Genomic DNA, 23343 nt, shown 5'->3' on the forward strand with positions numbered 1-23343 from the left:
ACGACTTACCTCTTATAAATCCCAATACTTTGCAGGTCCTCTCCAATAGCCTTTAATCCAATTTCCTAAAACATTGTTAGCGGCAGAAGTCCATAAAACCTGTTCACTTCTTCCATTGCGATTCCTAGTGATTATGCCATCTCTAATTAGTACATCACCTAAACTAGCTTGCGAAGTAGTAATCCAATTTTGGCCACCACCAATATTGATATAACCCGATCCAATAAACGTATTGTAATTAGTAGTAGAAATACCAATACCTCCTTGAACATCTCCACTGTCTCCATAGTGAGGCACAGTGTTAGTGACATTACCAATCTGTACAGTTACGTACGGATTGCCATTAGAAACTTGCAAGTTTCCTTGAATGGTTCCCAATGATGTAATCGTATCAGTTTGGATATGTGATGCATCCAGTACTGGAATATGTGCCTGATCAACGAAAAAATTACCTGTAATTTCACCATTGTATGGATTAACTCCAAACAAAGCATGATCATTCCCGTTTTGGTCTTTAAATGAAATACCATTGTTATTTAGAGAAAAATAGGTTGACCCATTGTAAGCTCTAATTTCAGTTGGATTCTGCATATTTTCATTTCCAGAATCATCCACAAATTTCAAAATACCTTTAGGTCCGGTAGCTATATAGCTACCAAGATTATCAATACTTGTTTTCATATCTGACATATGTTTAGCGAAGGCAGCTACGGATTCATCAAATTGCAGCACTTGTTTACCATTTTTATCAGCAGTGTAGTGAGCATCACCTAACTTGACCATTAAGTTTTCCCAAGCTTGGGTTTGTGCACTGCCTTGAAGCTTAAGAGCTTGGTTAACAGCCCCGACAAAACCACCAACTTGGTTAACTTGACCAGTAACACGACTAATGCGCTCATTAGATTTCTGATCAATTTTTTTCTGCAGCAGGTGTACCCAACTAATAGGTAAATTACCCAACGTTAAACTAATATATCGATGTGCTAAGCAGTCCCAAACATAGCCATTAACTTGCACTCTCTCCGACAAATTGTATTTGTCATACTTAACATACAAATAGTCATACAGCGATAATTGTTGAAAATCAGCATTAATGCCTGACATCTCTTGATAACCAATTGTTGTGCTGATCTGTGGATGACCAAAACGGTGTTCAATTAAATACTGTCTACCAATTTCAGTGACTTGATCAATATCTTTTTGAGTAGGAACAAAAGACCCATCCGGTTGCTGACCGGACAGATCTTGATCATCGTGTGTAAATAGATCTGATACATCCACATATGTGACTTTATCGATATTAGGATTAATGCCAAAGCCATCAGCATATATAGGACCAACTTTAACTTTGACAGTTTTTTGAGATTGATCAATGTTAGCCACCATATTGCTACTGGTATCAGTATCAGCCCCAGCATCAGGAGCATTTAACTGAGAATTCTTATCATCAATGGAATCTTCAGGTAGCCACCCAGTTTTGCCAGCATAAGTTACTTGCACATAGGTTTTACCATCTCCACCTTTAGCTTCATAACCAGTTACATCTAAGCTTGTACCGCTTGGAATTGACCAGTTAAGAGCATCATGGGTACTTGGTGTGGAATAAATTTCAACTTTTGAGTGATCAGTAACTCTTTGCTTTAAGTAGCTGCTAGAAGTCTGAGGCTTAACGGAACCATCTTGTGTATAAGATATACCGGAACTTTTAACCCAACCATACTTAGTATGCTGGTAAGTTACGCCACCTTGAGTAATTGTACGGTCAATTGTAGTCATACCCTTTTTAGCTTTAACTTTTACTTTTTTCTTCTTAGTTTTCCAGTAATTCTTACTCCGTTTGCTTTTACTACCAGCTTTATCAACCGTTTTAGTGGTAGCAACCATTTGATGATTTTTATTTAAGTGATACTTAACAGCGCCATCTTTAACGTAACCGTAACCATAGTTACTAAAACTTTGGTAGGAGCCATCTTGTGAGAGTGACAAGTGAGGACCATATAACCAATTGTGATCACTTACTCTGTACCACAAATCTCCCTTAGTATTCCGCTCTACCATATCGTAATGGATTCTTTTACCGTTCTTGTACGTCTTACCATTACGGTAATGCTGAGGGCCAATATCAGGTGCATAGTAACCGTAAATACTGCCACCTTTTTTGTAAGCCACGACAGCATAGCCAGAAATACTTACACGACTTCCCAAACCTGACTCATCGTGTGGATCAGAAGCTTGTACAGTAATATGTCCAGTTACCGGATTAACGATATAAGCACCAGTTTGATCAAAAGTTAACCAATCAGATTCAATCCATCCTCCACCATCTGCCGGATCAATTGGATACCAGCCAGTAGAATTAACAGTATTAATTTGATATTTGCCATCAGGAGTAAAGTCACCATCATTAACAATGGTTCCAAGCTTTAACTTTTGACCATTAGTAATGGTTCTGATAATTTTCTGACCCTCAACTGGTGAGTCATAAATATTAATCGAACCACCAGCCATGTAAGTAATACCGATACTGCTGTAATTGCTTTGCCAGCTTGACCAACCGGACCAATCTTCTTTAGCGATAGCTTGACCTGGTTCATAACTTGCAACAAAAACAGCACCGGTAAACATCGACTCGGTGCTTTTATCATGGTTTAAGGATGTAATGTTTTTGCTATTTACTTCAATACCGGAATCTTTACCAGCATGTAATGTGTGATGAATTCTGAAATTGTCAAATTCCAACTCACCACCAAATAAACCAAGTAAAGATTGAGTTGCCTCGTCTCCCTCTTGATCTGGATCAGTAAGGATTGAACCAACTGTCTTACCATCCTCAAGATTTACGCTGCTTTGACGCATCACATCACTATCAAAAGTAAACTCTTTTTGCGGCTCCATGATGTTAAAAACTTGGTTCATAAAGTCCTGAGCACTTACATTTTTAAGCTGAATCTCATCAGGAATGATTGCATCATTAAGCGTTGCAGAAATATGCTCTGCATCCACAACAATGTTATCTAACTCTTGCTGAATATGAGTAATCTTGAAAAGCTGATGCAAGAATTTAGCATTAGCATCTTCCATGATCCACTTGTTTTCAGCTAATTTATCAGCATTGATACCATCTGCAGGATAAGTCATTTGCAAAGTTGGATACTGACTAGCGTTGCCTGAAACTTGGCAAGTAATCGAATCTGGCAAAGGATAGCCAGCTGTTGTTAAATCAGCAGTTAAACTGTCGTATAAATGAGGCATCTTTTCATAGCCCTCATACTCACCATAGTTAATTTCTGGAATTGTACCAACTGTCACCTTAGCCATTAGATTAGTCGCCTCCATTTCGGCTTATATTCAGCCAATTGAATGGTATTGGAACTATCAGCAGTAATTTCAATCGTGTTCTTACCATATGAGAGAGTTGGTGGCTCTAAGTTAGGAAAATGGCACTGATTGTTGTAAAGATTATTTGAAGCATCATATACATCACCAGTTTCACCACTTACCCAAAATTCACCTTCCATATTGTCAAACTCATAAGGTAAGCCATTGACATAAAGGATAAAAGTACCATTAGCGATAAAATGCCAGTCTGGACTAGTCTCACGACTATCCAGATTATTTACATAACCCGCTTTTGGCAGATCAGTAAATTTAATCCCATCTAGTCGGTAATAAAACGGATCAGTATAGATTGAGATGGTGCCAGTACCTAAATTAGTAGAATTTTCATCCCATTCAATTGTTGGTACATCTTTAACAATTCCGTAAAAAGCATAGTTTTCATCTTCATCAAAATAAAAGTAACTGTATTGTCTTTTACCGTCCATCTGTGGAGGCATTAGCCAGTTAATCAACTGACGATTAAATTCAGCTCTAGTCCATTCAGAAGGAAGTTTAACAATAATGTTAAAAGTCTGAGTAGTATTTTGATAAGATCCATAATCAACTAAATAATCACCGCTTCTGGAATTAACATGCGATGTATCAATATCCGGTACTGGATGCACTGGATTAAAAGGATACTTTACAAGAATTCCAAAATCAGTAGATTTACGATTGTTGAAAACAATGCCTTTATAATTATCTAAATCTTCCACTTAATCCCCTCCTTTGTCTAATTTGTTCGGCACGTTGCTCTTGCTTTGAGTAGGGTTCAACAACTTCCCATAACGCACGACCGGCAGGAGTAGTTAACTTAACATCTACACTGCCATCTTTTGCAACTAATTGTTGCAATAACAAAAGCACGGCTTTTCTAAAGTCGTGCTCTTCTTTTTGCTCTTGTGTATCAATTTGTTGAGTTGTAGCTCCGGAATTATTTGATAAAATTCCGACTGCTTTACCAATTAATTCCCAAGCACGTGTTGACTTACTTGGGATTAAAGGTATTGCCATTTCAGGACCAGCTTCACCAAAAATGCTTGGCTTATTGGCAATGCCACCATTGGCAAATCTGCGGTGTCCTTGTGGTCCAGAATGCAACCAGTCAAACTTTCTATGACCCCAAATAGTCGTCCAACCAATGGAGTTTTTCCAATCTGAGTTATTGAAAAATGCCAGCAATTCATCATAAGGGTTATGAATGTTAGTGTGCCCTGGCATTGCATAAGCTTTAAAGGTTTGTCGAGTAAATTGCAATGGACCTTGAGCTTCATTACCGCCAGAGTTAACATCATGAATTTGCTGTTGAATGTTTCTGTTACCAGTTTCGCTCATTGCAACTCGTAACACATCCTTGACAAATCCATCAGGTAAATTGACGTGCATCTTCTTAGCAGCTGCTTCAATCATGCTACCTGAAATAGCATTAGCACCATTGAATTGTTCACCGTATTTATCAGCGATCTTCTGAATTGTCTTCCAGAAGCCTTGACCTACTTGATTCTTAATTTGCTTTTGTAATTTTGTATTAGCTTTAATCTTAGGGGTAACTGACCTACTACCTTCAGTATTAATGCCCTTAAAACGTCCAAAAGTAGCACCAGAGCCAACAGATTGCATCCCAATCGGACCACCATCATTTGGACCATAGGCGGAGTAATATCTACCGTGTCCGGCATAGATACCAACGTGTTCATCTGGAAGCCAAAATACTGGATCACCAGGCTTAGCTTCAGCACGTGAGATTTTAGTTGCATGCCGCCACAAGCCAGCTACATCTAAGTGACCCCAGCCTGAATGGAAGTAATGCTCCAAAGCCGTTGAAACTAAACCTGAACAGTCTAATCCTTTAGAGTCAATGCCATATCCACCCCAAAGATAACGTTTGCCATGTCCTAATTCCTCAACGGCTTTTAGTAAACCAGAAGCAGGGCCTAAATCATCATCATTAACCTTATCCTCAACCATCTTCCACAGTTGAGACCACCAGTTAACGCCTGACTTTTCAGACTTAATACGCATTCCTGAAGCTAAATCTTTCACAGCACCAGTTAAACCAGTGACTGCACCAAACATTGATTTACCAGTTTTATCAGGATGACCCCAGTATTTTTTGGCTAAATCATAAAGGCCCTTAAGACCAGTACCATTAGCAAAATGTGGAAGTCCTAAACTTTGAGTTTGAGTGCCATTTAAAACACCCCAACCTTTACGTAACATTACTGGAACATTGTTGCCACGAGGTAAAAGCACATCATTAGTATCAGTAACAATTGCTTCCTGTCGTGGGCCGGATTGAGCATCATTAACGATAGCTAAAGTATCATGAGTTAAGCGGCCATTTGCATCAGTACCACCGGCATAGTGAACCAAACCGGACTTATGAACTGCAGATTTAGAACCACCAAACTCTGAAATTACAGAATCAATCTTGCCAATGGCTGAGTTAAGAACTCTAATTACAGCATTTACGCCCTTACCAGCTGCATTCTTCATACTAGTCCAGAAATGACTAAAGGTATGAGATACCGCATTTTCGAGCGACTTCCAATCACTCTTAAATTTCTTTGCAAAGCTGCTTAATTCATGAGTTATCTTATTTTCTCCAGACTTAGAAGACTTTTCGATTTGAGACCACATGGACTTAAATTCGCTCTTAGAATTCTTAGCCATTGATTTCAATTCTTTATCAAACTTCTTAGTCATGGAAGTAAACTGCTTGGTAAAATTACCTTTACCCTTGAGGGATTTAACTGCTTCCACAGCTTGCTTAGAAATAACTGATCCAAATTTGTTTTTCTTAGCTGCTTTAGTAAGAGAATTAATACGGCTATGTACACTGGTAATGTTTTTAGCTAATGACTTCAAAGACTTTGATCCAGAAGTCTTAACCTTAACGTGACTAGTATGACCTTTAATTCTCTTGACTTGCTTAGCTAAAGATTTAACAGATTTAAGACCTTTAGTTTTAACGGAAACTGTATGTTTGCCACCCTTAATTGACTTAAGAGCTTTAGCTAAAGCCTTAACAGATTTAGTGCCTTTAGCAGAAACACTAATGGACTTAGAAGAAATTGATGGTACACGATAAGAATATGAACGACTTCTCGTGGAGGTTGTTCTACGTCTATGAGTTTTTGTAGTTCTGCTCTTACGAGTAGACTTCTTTTCTTTACGCTTACGTTCTCGTTTCTTACGAGCTTTTTCTTGATCCTTAAACTGTTTGATCAGCTTATTAAATAAACGCTTAGAGATGTAAACTGAGTGGCCAATGCGAGTCTTTGAGCCAATAAGTAAACCTTGATCAACAAGTACTTGACCAGCATGTGGTTTAAAGCTGTTGACTTTCTTTTTATCAGCAGAAACTTTGGCACTTAGTTTGTTAAACTTACCAGTTAGCTCATGAACACGGGTGCCATTCTTAGCCTTCAAAGCTCTACTAATTTCATCACCAAGCTTCTTAAGTTGAGCTTGATCATGCTTTTGACGAGTTTTGGCTAGTTGTTCTTCACTGTGTCTGTGGTCACGCTTATCAGCTTCCTTTTTAGCAAGCTTTAAGTGCTTCTTAGTAGTGGTAGTAAGTTCTTTAGCAATCTTACTAAATTCCTTGCTACCTGGCATAGCAATATCTAATGTGCCTTTAGCAAAATGCTTACCATAAAGTTTAGCCATATCATGACCATTGATAATATCTTGATCAGGCATTAACCAGAATGGCATATTACGCTTTTTAGGAAATGGAATAACCTTTCCATTGACTAATAAGCCTTCACGATATTCACTACCGGCAGCATCGTTAACGATAGCAGGCACGCCATACTTTTTACGCCAATCAGTACCGTTTGCAAAGTGGATATGAGAGAGTTTGCTTAGCGGACCAGAAACATGACCCCAAAAGCTGTCCCAAGTAGATTTAATTCCATCAATGATACCTGAGAACCAGTCTTTAATTGACTTCCACGGATGTTTGAAGAATTCAGCGGTATTTTTACCAAGATTCTTAAAGAAACCGGTCATGCTTGACCAAGTATGCTTAACAGCTTTACCAATGCCTGAGAACCATTTAGGCATGCTCTTCCAAGCAAGCTTTAAGCCCTTGACCATACTCTTTCCAAGTTTGGCATACCAGTTAACTAAAGTCTTCCAATATTTCTTAATACCTTTACCGATATTAGAGAACCATTTGGTCATGCCTTTCCAAGATGATTTAAGACCATTGGCCATATTTTTACCAAGTTTCTTAAACCAACTGGTCATGCCCTTCCAAGATTTTTGGATATTCTTACCAAGCTTGCCAAACCATTTACCGGTATTTTTCCAAGCCTTCTTAAAGCCTTTAACTAGTCCCTTAACCCACTTACGGAATTTAGGATTGTGTTTGTAAAGGGAATTAATCGCACCAGCTAATGGGCTAATGAAATAAATTCCGACTTCTTTCCAATTCTTTTTGAACCATTTAATAGTTTTACCAACTGATTTGGTAAAGCCATTCCACATACTGTGAGCTGACCAACCTAAGTTTTCTAAGCTCCAGAACTTCTTTGGTGGCTTTTTAGATTGCCAACCTTTGGTAAATTTATTAACTGCTTGGCCGCCCCAACGTCCAGCGTATTTACCAATGATTGCCCCAATTGGAGCTAACATCGGCCCGACAACTGGAATCATTGAAGTTAAAGCACCACCAGCAACGGCACCAACTGCGCCACCAATATCTTGACTACGCTTAGTAGCTGAATGTCGGTCCTTTACAGCATTAACCACTTCAGGAACTGCTACAGTTCCACCAGCTAAAGCACCAGTAGCAAGACGCTTACCCATGCTAAACTTCATGGTTGCCTTAATCCCTTGAGTAATCTTAGAACCCAAGAACTTACCAGCAGATAAAGCTTTATCGCCAATACTCTTAAGTCCGTTGCCTAAAGCAGTTCCGAGCTTTTTACCAACGTTTAAGAATTTGCCATTTAGCTTACCAATTACAGAAGCAACTTTACCGATTCTAGTTTTAGCATTGGATAAATGGATTAATGATTTATCCCATCCGCTTAATAACTTGGAGCCAATGCTTAAGCCTTTGAAAGCTAAGCGTGTCTTATTAAGCCACTGAACAAAACTTGCTAATTTGACCACACCATAAGCAGCACCCAAACCAGTTGCAATCATCTTGGTTTCATTTGGGTGTTTAGCAATCCACTTAATGGTATTAGCTAAGCCAGTTGCTAAGCCTTCCACAGCTTTAGCAAAATCATTAGTAAGACGCTTACCATCTTTAGATTTAGTTAAAAATACAACTAAAGAATCGCCAGCTTCATTGATAGCTGGAAGCATCTTGGCACCAAGAGTCATAGCAAATGCATTACCAGCTTGCTTTAATCTAGCCATTTGCATTTTTGCAGTTTGACTATTTTTAGCAGCTAAGTCAGAAACATATTTACCATTCTTACCAGCTTTAAGTACTTTGCCGCTTAAAGTATCAAGTTGCTTGTTGTACTTAGCCAAGATCAAACCAGCTTGTTCACCGTTAACACCAAACAAGCTCTTCATGATGTTGATCTTTTGAACCTTGGTCATGCCTTTCATGTGCTTTTGTAAAACACCAAAGACAGTACCTAAGCTCTTAAGTTGACCTTTAGAATTAGTGATTTCCTTAGGAGTAATGCCCAGTTTGGCAAGGACGTTCTTCTTATCACCTTTAACTAATTTTCCTGTAGCATCGGACAGCCGGTTAATTACTTGGTTTAACCCAGTACCAGCTTTAGAAGCTTCCAAACCGTTGTTGGATAAAATACCCATGGCAGAAGCAGTTTCTGACAAACTAAAGCCAGCTTGGTGTGCTGATGAACCGACATAGGACATTCCATATCCTAAGTCTTTAAAACCGGTTGAAGTCATGTCGGCAGCATAAGCTAACTCATTAACAGCACGTTTGGTATTGCTGGTCATCTTAGTGGTGCTCTTAGCACGCATCCCGAAACTTTCCAGCACTGTGGATGATACTGAAACAACATCTTTAAAGTCATCACCTGAAGCAACTGAGCCTTGAAGTTCGGTTTTCATCGCACCTAAAGCTTGTTTGGTAGTGTAACCACGCTTGATTAGTTCTTCATACGCTTCCGCAATGCTTTGTTGTGATTTGCCATACTTAATTGACATATCACGGCCATCACGTTGCATTTGAGTAACTGCTTTAAGCACTTCTTTTTGCTTTTCACCACCGGTAACCGCTAAGTTAGTAATTTCTTTATAACTTTGTTGTAAGTTTCCGGCCTTTTTAGCTCCAGAAATTGCAGCTGCACCCACAGCTCCAATGCCAGTAGCAGCAACTGTAGCTCCAGATTTAATGTGAGACCAGGTTTTAGAGAAACCAGATTTCATCTTTTCGGTAGCAGAAGTTACATGCTTAGCACCATTAGCTAGCTTATTAAAGCCACCTGGATTTAAACGATTTACTTCAGCTTGACTAGACTTAATCTTGCTATTTAAGTGAGCAATACTAGTAGCAGTTTCATTAACCCGAACTTGTTGACGCTTATATGCATCACTGGTTTTGCCAGTTTCTTTAGCAATGCGAGAGAGTTCGCTGTTTTGAATAGTTTGCTGCTTTCGTAAATTAGCTAAAGAATCTTTGTAAGAATTTAATTTTGCTTTAGCTGATTCATAGCCCTTACCTTCAGCATTAAGCCGGACAACATAAGATTTTGCAACTGCTTCATTTGTTTTAAGCTGCTTTTGAACATCAGCTAAACCAGACTTGTAATAATTAAGTGATGATTTAGCTTTAGTTTGTTGCTGAGTTAAAGCTTGAAGCTTTTGCTGAGCGGAATGCAAACGTGTTTCATTCTTTTGAAGGGCTTCATTATACTTACCGTATTCTTGACGACCTTCTTTAGTAGAGCGATCAACTGTCTTTTGAGCTTCTGCTAAGTGCTTTTGACTAGCTTCAAAACCAGAAATCAATTCCTTTTGTTTCTGAATAGATTCACTTAACCCTTTGTATTTAGCTTCAGCTGCTTCGGTAGATTTACCAACTGATGCAAGTTCTGCACGTTGAGCTTTCCAAGCACTAGTAGCTTGAGTTACAGCTTGTTTTAATTCACGTAAAGTCTTAACTGATTGAGATCCATCAAGCTTAACTTCCGTACTCATGGACCCCAATGGAATATTTGCCATTTATTTACCTCCTTTCTTCTCCATCTAAGCTGCTTGCAAATTCCCACAACGTCTTAGGACGCTTATCACGTGGTTTTGCACTCATGATTTCAACTAATCTGTAGTAATCGGTATTTTCAAAATCCTCCACAGACATGTGAGCATTAATGATCATTTGCTGTTCCGAATAGTTAAAATCTTCAATCATTTGCTCATACGCCCGAACCGGATCATCATCACTTGTCTGACTCGTCGCTTTTGTCAGAGTTATAACCAAGAACCTTGGCAATTACCTCATTAGCGAGATCAACAACATCGTCAAAATCTGATTCTTCAACTTTTTGTTCTTGAGCATCAGACAAATGTAAAATTGGCTTTAAAAACTTCACATACAGATCAATCATTTTAATTTGAGCTTCTAAGCCCTTAATAACTGAATCGTCATTATCTGAATCCATGTTTTTAACGATTTCATTTTCTTTTGCAAAATCTCTTTGAGCGGTTAAGCATCTAATGATGTTTTTACCTGAAGTTGGGACTTCAAAAGTCGTCAAATGCAATTTCTTTCCATTGATTTTTACTGACATATTTACATTTCCTTTCGAAAGAAAAGGAACAGTTTAAAACTGCTCCTTAAAAAATAGCTATTAAGATTTTTGAACCACCGCTACCCACCCATCAAATTAATTAATGTGAAGTCGGACTACCAGAAGGACGTGATGAAGCGCCACTGACTGTGCCTTTAGTGATAAAATCAATCATCTTGTTAAAGTCGAAGCCTGATTCGTCAGAATAGAACTTTTCATAAACAAGACCATCTGATGGACGTGCTAAAGCCGTTAACGTAAAGGCATCATGTACCACATTTTCGTTTTCAGTGTTAGTGCCTAGATTCAAGTCACCACCTGAAGCTAACGTCCCATATGGTAAGGCAAAGTATAAGTCCACTCCAACATTAGGATTAAAAGAGTGAGCAATGACACCACCATAAGTATCAGATGTCTTAGATGTAACTTTACTACCAAAGCCTAAATCCTTATCTTTTTCCAAGCCGAGCAATGAATCAAAAATATCATGTGGGATATCATTTGCACCAAAAGTACCACTTACTTGATATACACCTGTGGATGTTTCAGCAGCAGCATTTGAACCATAGATACGAGTAGTTGTCCGATTTAAACCAGTAAAATTGGCTTGAGTAGCACCTTTACTTGATTGTAAATCAATTCTGAAAAGACCATCTTTCCCAAAATTAGTTGGTAAAGCGCCCTTATCATTATCAGTTAAAAGAACGCCCTTATTGTCATATTTAAAAACGATTAAATCGTTTAAACCTCTAACTTCCATTTATTTTCTCCTTCTAAAATTAAAATCAACTTCCACATGGTGAGCAGGATCAATATAATGACCCATATTTTGTAACAAGTTGAATTGTTTTTTATACAAAAAGGACACAATCGAATTCTCGAAAGTGTCCATATTTACTTGATTAGTAGTTGGATAACAAATTTTTATTTGAATTTCTTGATCAAATTCTGTATTTCTATCGCTCCCGTAAGTTATAGGAGAAGTGCGTATTTCAGATACCGACAATAGCACTTCATCAGGTTTAATTTTGATTAATGAACTGTTAGGGATACTAAAAGGATATGCACGTTTTAAATACTTAATGCCAGAAGCATTAAGTAATTGTGCTACTTCAAATACAACACTCATAAGCCCATACCTCTTAATTCTCTAGCTTCTGCTTCAAGCATTGCATTTTTAGCTTCAGTTTGAGCTTTTTCAATAAAATGCATGTTCTTGACTTCCTTTTGACTCATCCCTGCCGTCCCATTATTAACAAAACGGGCAACCATCGCTTGATATTTACTATCAAAACCGACAGAAGTGTTACCAGATTTCAATTTATCAGCAGTAAAGCCTGGCACATAAGTAATTGATTCTCGTAAGTGTTTAGTTTTACGAGTTTTTTTGCCATGCAATTGGTTATTATGTCCAACCGATCTACCACCGTTATCATAGTTTTCACTACTCATTGGAGTGGTTTGCTTTAGCTTTTCAGCAAAAACTTTAGCACCAGCACCAGTAACTCTTGCTTTTTGATCTGGAGTTAACTCCACAGACTTAGCGATTTTCTGATACCAGTCCATCAATTGCTCATCTAAATCAGGCATTTTGGTCACCAACTTTAGAGAGAGTGATCTGGTCATAAGCAGTCTGGTTTCTAAAAGAATCAAGCTCAATATGAGTAACCTTATAAATTTGGTTACCTAATTGAGCATGAGTAATTCCTTCATAACTACTGCGATGATGGCAAATAACAATGAAATTGTCACTACCAATTCCTGCCATTTGAAGCACTTGGCCAGTGGATAAATGCCAACGTCCACAGAGTGTTACGTGACCAATCGGCACAAAAGTATTATTTAACGCACCATTAATGTCATAATCTTGATCATTGATAGTACCAAATTGGATCTTTTGTGTTAATCGATCAGGATTCTGCAGTTGTACCATCATCACTCACCTCGCTTTCATCATATGATCCGCGTAACTGGCCAATAATTGATTTAGCTGTAGTGCTAGCTGTGGCAGTTGAAGGGTGATTAAACCAGTTTGCTGCAATTGCAAAGCAGGCTAACTTATAAAGCGGTAAAATATCATCCCGTTTGTAAAAATCAATATTATCTTGACCAATTGCGCCTTGAACATAATTTTCTGCTCCAATCAAAGCAGATTTCATACGCAACAAAATTTGATCATCAAGTAAATCATCATCGGGCAAGTAGCCTAATGTTCTTTTAAATTCGTCATCGACTTTTAAAAAAGTGGTCATAATTGATCACTTCCTATCTATTACTTACCTAATGCAGCGGTACCAGTAGATTTATTATCAGTATCAGCGGTACCCTTGGTTTGATCAGCCACAGTCTTAAATGAACCAACAACGTAAGCACCATCATCAATAAGTTCAACATCAAAACGGTCAATGAAGCGGATCTTAGTTAAATCATGTTCGAATGCTCCGGCACCAATATTAGTTGATACAACTGACATCTTTTGACGGTCATATAAAGTAATAGCTTGCTTAAAGTCACCAAAGTAAAGTGGGTGATTACCTGAAACATCTGGTAACCACTTATCAGCAATAACTTGAACTGGCTTACCATCAATCAACTTTCTATCAGCTTGAGTAACATCAGGTTGAAGCAAGTAATCACCATTAGCATCCTTAATCTTGGAAAGTACATTGTAACCAGATTGGTTAGTTAACCAAGTTGAGCTATTTTCAATCATTGGATCAAGAGTGTTGTTAGAAATATCCTTGATGTCATCAAACTTAGTAATAGAAGCCTTCTTTGGTACCTTCTTATCCTTACCATTGTTCAATACTTCAAGAATCTTGGTGTTACGAGTAATAACATCCTTCTTAGCTGCCCAATCCATTAACCAACCCAAGATATTTTCTGCGGTATCTTGCAATAAGGTGTTAGTTACAGTAGTAATACCTGCATAACGGTGAACTGCATACTTGATAAGAGTTAATTCTGGATCATCGTTGTCACCAATTGCTGCAGTTTCATCATCTAAATCAGCTAATGGCTTGATGTCTTTAATCTTTTCATAAACACGTGAGCCAGTTGGTACTGTAACATTGTCAACGTTAACAATACTTTCTAATGAGTTAAATGAACGAACAAGTTTATGAATGGCAGTTTGAACATCCACAGGAATAGTTAAGCCTGCATTAGAACCAGTAGTTTCTGAACCTTCAGGAACAATGCCGGAAGTAACCATATTAGTAAAGTCCTTAACAAAAGCATCTCTAATTTCTGTAGCCTTCTTTTTTGCCACCTTTTGTTCAGTTGGTAAGACGGGCTTCTTAGGTGTCTTTTGATTTGCTCTAGCATCATCTAAAGTTCGTTTAGCAATATCGCGAATTTTCTTTGCCTTTTCTAAATCGTTGTATAACTTAGTAGTTTCTTCATCTGAATAGGCTTTAGGGTCGTTAACAAGCTTAACTGACATTTCTTGTTGCTTGTTTTGCAATTCTTCGACCTTAGCGCCTGCCTTTTCAAAATTATCTTGTAAAGCGTTAATATCCATTATTTTCCTCCAAACAAAAGACCGAGCTTGTGATTTACAAGTTCGGTCTTAGTAATTTTCTTATTTGTATTTTCCTGGGTGGGTTTATCGACATCATTGGTCTTTTGACTTTCAATAAATGCTTTAAGCTTTTCGATCATATCATCTTTAAGATGTGGAATTGGAATAGCTGCATTAACAAAAGCAGGCTCTTGGACTTGATCAGATCTAGTATCATCAAATTCCATTAATCCATCAGCAAAGCCATTCTTAACAGCTGTTTCAGCATTCATCCAAGTCGTTTTTTGCATTAGTTGATAAATGTCTTCTTTAGATTTACCAGTTTTAGCAACATAGGCATTAACAATATTTTGATCTAGTTCATCAAGAGCTTGAGCAGTACTCTGCATATCTGTGGAAGTTCCTTGATTACCACCACTAGCCCTATGAATCATCATCATAGCCATTGGTGACATCAAAACCTTATCAGCACTCATTGCTACAAAAGAACCGGCAGAATCAGCTTCACCAACAATGTGAGCTTCAATTTTACCTGAATATTCCTTCAAAGCCGTGTACATTTCAGCACCAGATGATGTGTAACCACCTGGACTATTAATTTCAAGTACTACATCATCACCGCCAGCATCCTTCAAATCCTTAGCAAGCTTGCTTGGATAAGCATAAGAATCAGCACCAAACATAGTCATAAATTCACCAGTTTGATCATCGATAATTGGACCTTTAATTGCGATTTTCTTCATTTACTTCACCTCCTTCAATTTGAGCTTTTGGCAAATTCTTTGGTAAATAACCTATTTGCTGTAAAACATACGTTGCTTGATTCATAGCAATTGCATTATTTTTAGCAAGAGTTCCAATCGTATCAGCAAAAGCATCACCAGTAGCATCAATCACTGGTCTAATATCTGCTTTAACTTCAACATGCAATTTAGTATTTAACTCACTAGTAATTGCATTAACATAGCGTTTTAATGCCTTAGCATATTGACCACCCATCATGGCAATTGATGATTGTTGGTCACCTTGACCGTTAATAATTGAGTCAGGAACACCAAAGACTTTAGCAATTTGTTTCCCTGTCCAATCAGCTTGAGAGAGTAGTTTGGCAACATCACTTTTAACTTCAAGGGGTTGATAAGTCTCCAAATCATCTAAAACAATTGGACCATTATCAGAGCTATTAACTTGACGCGTAAATTCACGTGATCTAGCTGATTTTTTCTTCCAGTTAAGCAATCCACCACCTTGAACAGTCAAAATGCCTGGTGCTTCCACAGACTTGTTAAGAGAGTTGAGAGTTAAACGATTGCTTGCATTCTTAATTTCAAACTCATCTTTGAGTGCTGTCAGTGGAGAAAAACCAGTCTTACCACCTGTTTTAGACAGCAACTTAAAATGTAAAACATTGGCTTGTGGCACGTTATACATTGGTCCAATATCCGGTTCATCAAAATCGATATCGTAAACCAAACCGGAACCATCATCTAAAAGCTGAGGTTGTACTTGTGACGGTCTTAAATATTCCCATTTCAAGTCCACACCATTTACATTTTTCCAGCGGAAGACATAAGCATTACCGGTTAAAAGTAATTGCGCTGCTTCTGCTAACCAAAACGCATAACCATTAGTTGTTGAATCCGGCTGATTGATCAAATTCTGCATACGATTAGTAGCAGCTTGATATTTTGTACCTGCAATATCACTAGCTAATTGCCAAACAATTGAGTAAAGGTCAGAATTCTGCAATGCCTTATCTGCAGAAACATAGCCGTCTTTTTTACCAGTTAGAAAATTAACAATATCTGTATCTTCACTAATGGAATAAGCCATGGGAGTTTGCGAATGTATTTTAAATAGGGGCAATATTAATCACCTCCCCTCTTACTTGATGCGGAAGGTAAATCAATTAACAAACCGGAAAGGATTAATACAATTCCTAAACCAACTAATCCTGCAATTAAATTCCATAAAAATAAGGCTCCGACAATACAGCCGAAACCTAAAATATAAAGTAATAAATCCAAGATTTGCCAAATGTATTTAATTAGTTTCATTGTCATCATTTTCACCTCCCAAAAGCCCTGAATCAGGATTGTTAAACCAATCAAGGACCTGTTGTTGTGTCATTCTTTCAACTTCTGTAGATTTATCATTGATAATTCCATAGTCTTCAAAGTGATACATCCCTTGATAAAAGGCATCGATCAAAGCATCCACAGCATCAATCTTCAAAGTAGCTTTATCCTTATCTACTTGAATACCAATTTTGTCCTCTTTAATCACTGCATTTAAAAGAGCCTTTTCTAGGATTGGATCCTTAAAGCGTGTGATCTTGCTAGTGGCAAAGCTTTCTTGTAAAAACTTCGTTGGATTAGCAAGTTCACTCGTTCTTTGTGCAATATCTTGAATTAACCAACCTGTATTAGCATTAAGCGATTCAGTAATGTTCTTAACTTGATAAGATCCAAAACGATCATATCCAAAAAAGACGACTTTCAAATTATGTTTTTGAACATAATCTAAGAGCCATCTATATACTTGTTCTGGATTAATAATCCCTTGTGGGTGTGCTGTAATCGTGCAATATTCCGGATAAGTTCGATAAGCAATACCATCTTGCTTTTCTTTAGCTTCAATTGATCCAGCTTGTTGCCATGGGATAAAACTATGCTGTGCAATATGCCAACGAGGTTCACCCGTTTTTTCATCTTGATAAGGATAGACAAAACCAATTGAAGTATTATCACTGAACATCGAATAGTCAAAACCAATGTAAACCTGTCTGCCATCAATCTTGAAATCATCATCAATGGCATTTTCAACATCTTTCAAGTTCAAATAACTAGCGGTTGATTGTTTCAACCATAAATTTAAATTCTTATTTTGAAATTTGTGAAGCGTATTAGTAAGCATAGCTTGATCACGCTGTTTAACTAAATTTTCAGTTCTCCGTTTATGTTCTTCATCAGATAAACCAATTAAAGGATTAGATTTTTCCCATGTTTCAGGCTTAAAAGTTTCATCTAAATCATCCTGTGCCCACACCAAGCAGAGAGAGTTATCACCTTCACGGTCATAATCTTTTTCCATGATGTGTTGTAAAGTGATTTGCTCTTGGTGAAATGGACTAGTTGGATCAGGATAAGCCGAACTAATTTTGATAAATTGGTGGTATGGAATAACCTGTGCTTGACCGTCTGTAATGTCTGACATTCGATCATAAGTATCTAAGGCACCAGTTTCATCATAAATAGCCAAAACGTTGTGAGTTGAATCGTACCTATCAGCTTCATAACTGATCTTCCACACCTTGTTGTTAGTTTTCTTTCCAATCAATTGATTAGTTTGTAAATCTAATCTGGCATCCTCAGCTAAAGATTTAAATGGCTCAATCTTAATTACTGCTTCAAGCATTTTCCTTACATAACCAAATAATTTAGTAGACTGGTCACTTGTATTAGCAGTAACTAAAAAGTCTTTGTTAGTATAGTTAAGCGTATCAATTAATACAGCCTTACACATTTGTATCCCAGCAATTTGAGTCTTACCTTGAGCACGACCAACTGAAATGTGGATGTCAGTAAATCTGCGTTCACCATTAGCATCTTTCCAGCCGTTAATCATAGCAAGAACAAATTTCTGCCAGCCCATGAGTGGAAGTGGTTTATGTAAGTCAACATCAGGAACAATGGAAGCAAACTTAAAAGTCATTTGAACTTCTTTTACATCGTAATGATATGGAAAATCAGATGTATTTTGTCGTCTTAAATCGCAAAGATTTCTAAAACAAGCTAATTTTGTTAAATAGCCTGCCATTTTTCTACCATCTAAAACATCAAAGCAATACTTAGTTGCATCATCGTTGTATTTTAATCGGATCTCATTCCAGTTAATTGACTGATACGCACCTTCAACATCATGTGTTTGAGTTAAGTCAATTTTCATTGCATTTACCACCTCCTAGAAAATATAAATTAACAAAATAAGGGATTTGATCACATTTTTCCGTGATCAAGTCCCTCTTTATTAACAAAAGTGGGGGTTTGTTAATAATCAAATTACAAAAATAGCCGTTTTTTTATAAATTGAAGTCATTTGTTAGCTTCAAAATATAAAAAATCGGCTATTTTTGATTATTTGTTTTCCATTAAAAATTTAAGTGCCATTGCAGTTTGAGTTTTTGTAAATCCTTTCCAGATTGGAAAGTTCTTTGACATATATGACATAAAATTCCAAGTTAAATCTTCTTTTCTAACCCATTTTCCATGACCAAATTTGTAATACATCATAAATCTTTTCCCTTTTGAATTAATACAAACAAAATAATAAGGAGAAAAATTGAACCTATTAATTGACCCATTGCTACATACCTAAAGTGTTTAATGCCCAATAAATTAAACATAATGAAATAGTTCTACCAACTAAACCCAGAATTATATGACCAGCTATTTCATATCCATCTCTAGTATTTGCACGTTCAATTGCTGCAGCAACATTCCACAAATAAAGCCATACCAAAAATACTATTGCCAATAATCTAATCATCCGAAAAACTCCTTTAAACTTTCTTTAGCTGACTTCTTTTTGCCTGCTGGTGCCTTCAAATCGAGCATCTCCGAACGTGCTTTAGGACTTAAGCCTAATTCCCTTCCAATTGCATTAAGTTTTGAGAGAGAGTCTGACATCATCTGATAAGCAGGATTCTTTTTATAGCCCTGAAAGTCCTTGCTGACTACTTTCCCATCCACAGGTGAGAGAGACGTTTTGTAAATTACTTGTTGAATTCCGTGTTCCTGAAGGTCTTGAAATGCTATTCGATAAACATCATAAGCCGAACAATATTGCTGCAATAAATACTCGTCTGCCCTTAAAATCTTGTCATTTTTATTAAGGTAAGTAGCAAGCTTTGGATACAATCTTTTGCCGTATTCTCCAAGCCATTTCGGTGCTTGATTAGGTACGTTCGGCTTTGATAGATCAACTTTCGTCATTTTTCGACCCCCTTTCAAAAATTCTCAAAAAATGTCTTTTGACACGAGCAAACGGCACTGATGCGGCTCCCTAGTGCCCAAAACGAGGGCGGGGCCAATTTTATTTATAGTCATGTGTAATCATACGTGACTAATTTAAAATCGCTTAGAAGCCAATTATGGGTGCTTAAACTCATGATTATTTTTTAATTTAGCCGCCAAGTTAGCAATCAGTTTTACATCAGTTATTGGCGGATTATCTGTTGGTTTGCCATGTAATCCTGTGCCATAGTATTGCTCTTCAAATCTTGTCTTCCAGTAGTGACAAGTTTGACAACAAGTCACAAGATTATTCAGTTCCTTCATATGATCAGGGAGCCTTTCAACTGGTAGCACGTGATCAATAATGTTACCTTCACTAACTCGTCCTAATGCCTTGCAATATTGGCACAAATGATAGTCACGTTTTAAGATGATATTCCGCATCGTTTTCCACTGACGAGAGTGATAGAACTTGTTCTGTTTCTGCTTAACAGGATTACGATAGCGAGTGATGTGATTGTACTTCCATTGTGATTGTTTGTTTTGCTTATGATGCAATCGATAAAATTCATTACGTTCTTGCAATTTCTTTTCATGTTCAATGTGCTTTTGGCAATAATGGTTTGGCATCATGGCAAACGCATGGCAGTTTGGATAACGACATCTGCGAACTCGTGGCATTGGCTAACTCCTTTCATTAATTTACATAGACACTAAGATTCGAACTTAGATCAACAGTTTTGGAGACTGCTATGCTACCGTTGCACCATGTCTATAAAAAAGCAGATTGTGTTTCCATAACAATCTGCTTTTATTCTTGCCAGTATCAATTGATGTCTTTGACGAAATGGATAATTCCAATTCCAAACCTGACAAGTTTCATCAATCGCAAGTTGACCACAACAAATGAGAAAAAAGATTTTAAATTATACTCTTGCGATTGCCTATCACACCATGTGGAATCGAACCACATGATGCGTGTTTAATTTTTAAGAGAGGATTAGGTTTTCCCTTATTTCCCGACAATATATATTATGCACTGATCTAGTTCTATTGGAGTTCAGTGATTGTTCACTAATCTTCCGCTAATTGTCCACATAAACATGTAAGTCAATCTTATCTTCTAGCTCTACATCACACTGATCTTGCCAGTAGTCATAACTATCAGCAAACTCATTAAGAGCAATTGGTTTAAGTTGACTGTAGTAATAAGTCTTTTCATAAGGCAGCATCATGATGAGTTGTTCTTGAGGGATGTACTTAATATAGTTACCTATTAATACAATTCGACTTGTGTCTGAGCAGTGATAAATCGTTTGGCATATAGCGTCAACAACTTTACCAATACTGAAAGAATTAACCATCATTCTTTCTTGTCCATCAGTACGATTACTATGACTAGAAGCACTTGATAACTGCGGACTTGATAAATCAGTTAAACTACGTCCACATCGTCTAGCTAATCTAGGCAATTTGGACTTTAGCAATTTATCAACTCTATTAGCAGTCTTGTCAAAATCTACATCAGCAAAAAGGTCCACAGCTATCACTCCATATATAACTAAATCTGATAGTACTATTATAAGCCATGCGGGTTAGTTATACATTAGGGTAAATGTAAGAATCTAGACCGTTTTTAACTTGTAGTTCTTGGCTTCCGCGAACTAAGTAATAGCAGCCATCTGCAATATTGCTCCAAATGTAATTGCCATACTTGACAGAATATCTTGTTTTTTCCTTAAATGATTTCTTTGTAGAATCGTTCCAATTGTAGCCTTATTCAGTCCGGTTGCACGTGCAATATAAGCATTTGAGTGTCCCAAATAATTAAGCCTAATTATTTGATCAACATCCATTTTTGATTTCTTATGTGGCATTGACAGCAACTCATGAATTTGCTTTAATTTAGTGTTTGATTTAGGAGCCTTAGCAACTGAACCATATTGATCTTCTAAGTCATGAATTAAAAGCAAAGCTTTTTGATAATTAGTCATTTCCATCGTTCTCACTCATATCAATGTATTTTATAATCGCACGAGTGGCAACCATCGACATTGGTTCATTCACTCGATTAGCATAATCTTTCAACACATCATAAGTTGATGCATCAATTAAAATATCCACTCCATTACCTCCATGTAATACTGCATTCCAGTCAAGTGATTTTATGGCACGAGCGAATTTTAAGTTACCCTCTGCAATTTCAGTATTAATAGCCATATCCAACTAAGCCTCCATCGATAATCATCAAAGCATCATTAACAGTGCGAGCAATGCCGTGAATGATGTTATGAGATTGAAGCATTTTATGAAAAGTCGTTTGTTCTGCGCGTGCCTTACCATCAGCTCTTTTAACTTCAATAAAAAATACTTTCCCATCAGTCCAGCGAAAGCCAAATAGATCAGAGAAACCTTTTGGAAGTCCTGTAGAAAAGAATCTACCATCAGGAAGCCTAATCTTACCAACATTTGCACGAAAAACTGTGCATTGATGTTTTGATAATGCCAATTGGATTTTCTTTTGAATAGCATGTTCAGAATCATCATCTTGACCGGTAGTTACAGTGCTTGGTGCATAGAATTCAAAAGAAACAGAAATCTTTCCATCTATCTTATGAATGTTTAAATCAGTAACTTCAGGAAAGAATGGCATATCAAACAATCCTAAATTATCCAAGAGAATCACCACTCGTATTAAAAATGTAACCACTGTATTTGTCAGAACGCATAAGCTTCTGTAAATCTTTCATAGTTGCATGTGGTTTGATTACTTCGATCGATGCTGGATCCAATGGATAGAAGTCACTCATAAATTCATCGCCCCATAAACCTCCACATTTTACAGGGATGTAAATTTCTGTAGCTGTTTTATCCAAAACAATGGAATCAGCAAAAACCTTACGTCCATTTTTGTCATGACTAATCGGATTAGCCTTACTTGACATAATTGTTGTCCTCCAAATCATGTATTTTTCTAGCAAGAATCATGATTGATTCCCACAACAGATTATCTTGAGCTGTAGACTTATGATCACTAGCTTCATAACATTTTTTGATTGTTTCCAAGATTTGATCATTAAGTTCATTTGAATCGTGAATTGTTTTCATCATTTTTTCGTTTGATTTACTGTTTCGATGATTAGAAATCATCATTAAAATGATAAAAAACAATCAGAATGAGATTAATGATTGTCTGTATCATTTTTCTCTTCAATCATTTCAGTCTGCATACTCATTAAGCTAGCAACAATACCGGTTTTCTGCATTTGGGCTAATTCGTTTAAGTTAACCTTATCAATGCTGGCAGTTAACTTAATAACCACTGCATCATCTTTAAAGTTCACGGCGTTAACGGCTGCAGGAAATTTAATTTTCTTGCCTTCTAAATCTTTCATGTTTATTCCACGCTTTCATAAATTTGCACATTGTTTTTTTTGCATGCTTCAAATAGCTCATAACGATCATTAAAAATACGTGTTAAATTAAGAAAACATGCTAACGGTTGTGTATCTGGCACAAAAACATTAGCTCCTTCATATGTTTTCTTTGGAGGCTTAGTTTCACAAAATTTACCATAGCCAACAAAATCACCTTGTTCAAGAAAATAAGTTTTTCTTGGTATTAACTGATCTGCTGACGTAATCTCTCTGGTATCATGCATCTTCATGCTCCTTTAACCATTTCAAACCAAGTG

General features: G+C 37.1%; 26 protein-coding genes and 1 tRNA gene. All 27 read right to left on the reverse strand.

Annotation, left to right across the window (positions count from 1 at the left end; all coding sequences use genetic code 11):
• Positions 1 to 12: 12 nt before the first annotated feature.
• Positions 13 to 3318, reverse strand: coding sequence for a hypothetical protein (locus tag EJK17_RS00420; protein ID WP_103661152.1), 3306 nt, complete (start codon positions 3316 to 3318; stop codon positions 13 to 15).
• A complete protein-coding gene (locus EJK17_RS00425) occupies positions 3318 to 4094 on the reverse strand; it encodes a phage tail protein (protein ID WP_103661151.1) in 777 nt (258 codons plus the stop codon). The genes EJK17_RS00420 and EJK17_RS00425 overlap by 1 nt, the downstream gene beginning before the upstream one ends.
• Complete coding sequence (locus EJK17_RS00430; protein ID WP_103661150.1) at positions 4078 to 10545, reverse strand: phage tail tape measure protein; 6468 nt, start codon at positions 10543 to 10545, stop codon at positions 4078 to 4080. Before EJK17_RS00430 ends, EJK17_RS00425 begins: the two co-directional genes overlap by 17 nt.
• A 4-nt stretch (positions 10546 to 10549) precedes the next feature.
• Positions 10550 to 10732 (reverse strand): hypothetical protein, encoded by a 183-nt coding sequence (locus EJK17_RS00435; RefSeq protein ID WP_103661234.1) that lies wholly within the window; start codon positions 10730 to 10732, stop codon positions 10550 to 10552.
• 28 nt (positions 10733 to 10760) lie between these two features.
• Complete coding sequence (locus EJK17_RS00440; RefSeq protein WP_103661149.1) at positions 10761 to 11111, reverse strand: phage tail tube assembly chaperone; 351 nt, start codon at positions 11109 to 11111, stop codon at positions 10761 to 10763.
• 100 nt (positions 11112 to 11211) lie between these two features.
• On the reverse strand, positions 11212 to 11871 hold the full coding sequence (locus EJK17_RS00445) for a phage tail protein (protein ID WP_103661148.1): 660 nt from the start codon (positions 11869 to 11871) through the stop codon (positions 11212 to 11214).
• A complete protein-coding gene (locus EJK17_RS00450; protein WP_103661147.1) occupies positions 11872 to 12240 on the reverse strand; it encodes a DUF806 family protein in 369 nt (122 codons plus the stop codon).
• Positions 12237 to 12701 (reverse strand): HK97-gp10 family putative phage morphogenesis protein, encoded by a 465-nt coding sequence (locus EJK17_RS00455; protein WP_103661146.1) that lies wholly within the window; start codon positions 12699 to 12701, stop codon positions 12237 to 12239. Before EJK17_RS00455 ends, EJK17_RS00450 begins: the two co-directional genes overlap by 4 nt.
• Positions 12694 to 13047 carry a head-tail adaptor protein gene (locus EJK17_RS00460; RefSeq protein ID WP_236629308.1) on the reverse strand — a complete coding sequence of 118 codons (354 nt, stop codon included), beginning with the start codon at positions 13045 to 13047 and terminating at the stop codon, positions 12694 to 12696. Before EJK17_RS00460 ends, EJK17_RS00455 begins: the two co-directional genes overlap by 8 nt.
• Positions 13022 to 13363 carry a head-tail connector protein gene (locus EJK17_RS00465; RefSeq protein WP_103661144.1) on the reverse strand — a complete coding sequence of 114 codons (342 nt, stop codon included), beginning with the start codon at positions 13361 to 13363 and terminating at the stop codon, positions 13022 to 13024. The genes EJK17_RS00460 and EJK17_RS00465 overlap by 26 nt, the downstream gene beginning before the upstream one ends.
• A 20-nt stretch (positions 13364 to 13383) precedes the next feature.
• Positions 13384 to 14634, reverse strand: a complete 1251-nt coding sequence (locus tag EJK17_RS00470; RefSeq protein WP_210403761.1) for a phage major capsid protein — start codon at positions 14632 to 14634, stop codon at positions 13384 to 13386.
• Positions 14634 to 15377: a head maturation protease, ClpP-related gene (locus tag EJK17_RS00475; RefSeq protein ID WP_127796099.1), complete on the reverse strand. Its 744-nt coding sequence runs from the start codon at positions 15375 to 15377 to the stop codon at positions 14634 to 14636. The genes EJK17_RS00470 and EJK17_RS00475 overlap by 1 nt, the downstream gene beginning before the upstream one ends.
• Positions 15358 to 16500, reverse strand: a complete 1143-nt coding sequence (locus tag EJK17_RS00480) for a phage portal protein (protein WP_236629307.1) — start codon at positions 16498 to 16500, stop codon at positions 15358 to 15360. Before EJK17_RS00480 ends, EJK17_RS00475 begins: the two co-directional genes overlap by 20 nt.
• 2 nt (positions 16501 to 16502) lie before the next feature.
• Positions 16503 to 16700 (reverse strand): DUF1056 family protein, encoded by a 198-nt coding sequence (locus tag EJK17_RS00485; protein ID WP_103661141.1) that lies wholly within the window; start codon positions 16698 to 16700, stop codon positions 16503 to 16505.
• Complete coding sequence (locus EJK17_RS00490; protein WP_127796100.1) at positions 16678 to 18582, reverse strand: terminase large subunit; 1905 nt, start codon at positions 18580 to 18582, stop codon at positions 16678 to 16680. The genes EJK17_RS00485 and EJK17_RS00490 overlap by 23 nt, the downstream gene beginning before the upstream one ends.
• A gap of 417 nt (positions 18583 to 18999) precedes the next feature.
• A complete protein-coding gene (locus EJK17_RS00495) occupies positions 19000 to 19182 on the reverse strand; it encodes a hypothetical protein (RefSeq protein ID WP_127796101.1) in 183 nt (60 codons plus the stop codon).
• Positions 19179 to 19628 (reverse strand): phage terminase small subunit P27 family, encoded by a 450-nt coding sequence (locus EJK17_RS00500; RefSeq protein WP_127796102.1) that lies wholly within the window; start codon positions 19626 to 19628, stop codon positions 19179 to 19181. The genes EJK17_RS00495 and EJK17_RS00500 overlap by 4 nt, the downstream gene beginning before the upstream one ends.
• Positions 19629 to 19784: 156 nt before the next feature.
• A complete protein-coding gene (locus EJK17_RS00505) occupies positions 19785 to 20330 on the reverse strand; it encodes an HNH endonuclease (protein ID WP_127796103.1) in 546 nt (181 codons plus the stop codon).
• Between the two features lie 24 nt (positions 20331 to 20354).
• Positions 20355 to 20425: transfer RNA gene (locus EJK17_RS11330), tRNA-Trp, on the reverse strand.
• A 309-nt stretch (positions 20426 to 20734) separates the two neighbouring features.
• Positions 20735 to 21190, reverse strand: coding sequence for an ArpU family phage packaging/lysis transcriptional regulator (locus tag EJK17_RS00510; protein WP_103661137.1), 456 nt, complete (start codon positions 21188 to 21190; stop codon positions 20735 to 20737).
• Between the two features lie 123 nt (positions 21191 to 21313).
• Positions 21314 to 21643: a hypothetical protein gene (locus EJK17_RS00515; RefSeq protein WP_127796104.1), complete on the reverse strand. Its 330-nt coding sequence runs from the start codon at positions 21641 to 21643 to the stop codon at positions 21314 to 21316.
• The gene (locus EJK17_RS00520; protein ID WP_127796105.1) at positions 21636 to 21869 is read right to left on the reverse strand and encodes a hypothetical protein; all 234 of its coding nucleotides are present in this window, start codon (positions 21867 to 21869) and stop codon (positions 21636 to 21638) included. The genes EJK17_RS00515 and EJK17_RS00520 overlap by 8 nt, the downstream gene beginning before the upstream one ends.
• A complete protein-coding gene (locus EJK17_RS00525; protein WP_246011963.1) occupies positions 21859 to 22176 on the reverse strand; it encodes a VRR-NUC domain-containing protein in 318 nt (105 codons plus the stop codon). Before EJK17_RS00525 ends, EJK17_RS00520 begins: the two co-directional genes overlap by 11 nt.
• Before the next feature lie 142 nt (positions 22177 to 22318).
• Positions 22319 to 22594, reverse strand: a complete 276-nt coding sequence (locus EJK17_RS00530) for a hypothetical protein (RefSeq protein WP_246011960.1) — start codon at positions 22592 to 22594, stop codon at positions 22319 to 22321.
• Positions 22584 to 22760: a hypothetical protein gene (locus EJK17_RS00535; RefSeq protein WP_246011961.1), complete on the reverse strand. Its 177-nt coding sequence runs from the start codon at positions 22758 to 22760 to the stop codon at positions 22584 to 22586. The genes EJK17_RS00530 and EJK17_RS00535 overlap by 11 nt, the downstream gene beginning before the upstream one ends.
• Before the next feature lie 71 nt (positions 22761 to 22831).
• On the reverse strand, positions 22832 to 23044 hold the full coding sequence (locus tag EJK17_RS00540; RefSeq protein WP_127796108.1) for a hypothetical protein: 213 nt from the start codon (positions 23042 to 23044) through the stop codon (positions 22832 to 22834).
• Positions 23045 to 23046: 2 nt separating this feature from the next.
• Entirely contained in the window at positions 23047 to 23310 is a 264-nt protein-coding gene (locus EJK17_RS00545) for a hypothetical protein (RefSeq protein ID WP_127796109.1), read from the reverse strand.
• Between the last annotated feature and the right edge of the window lie 33 nt (positions 23311 to 23343).

It is taken from the genome of Lactobacillus xujianguonis (genome assembly GCF_004009905.1).
Taxonomy (GTDB): Bacteria; Bacillota; Bacilli; order Lactobacillales; family Lactobacillaceae; genus Lactobacillus; species Lactobacillus xujianguonis.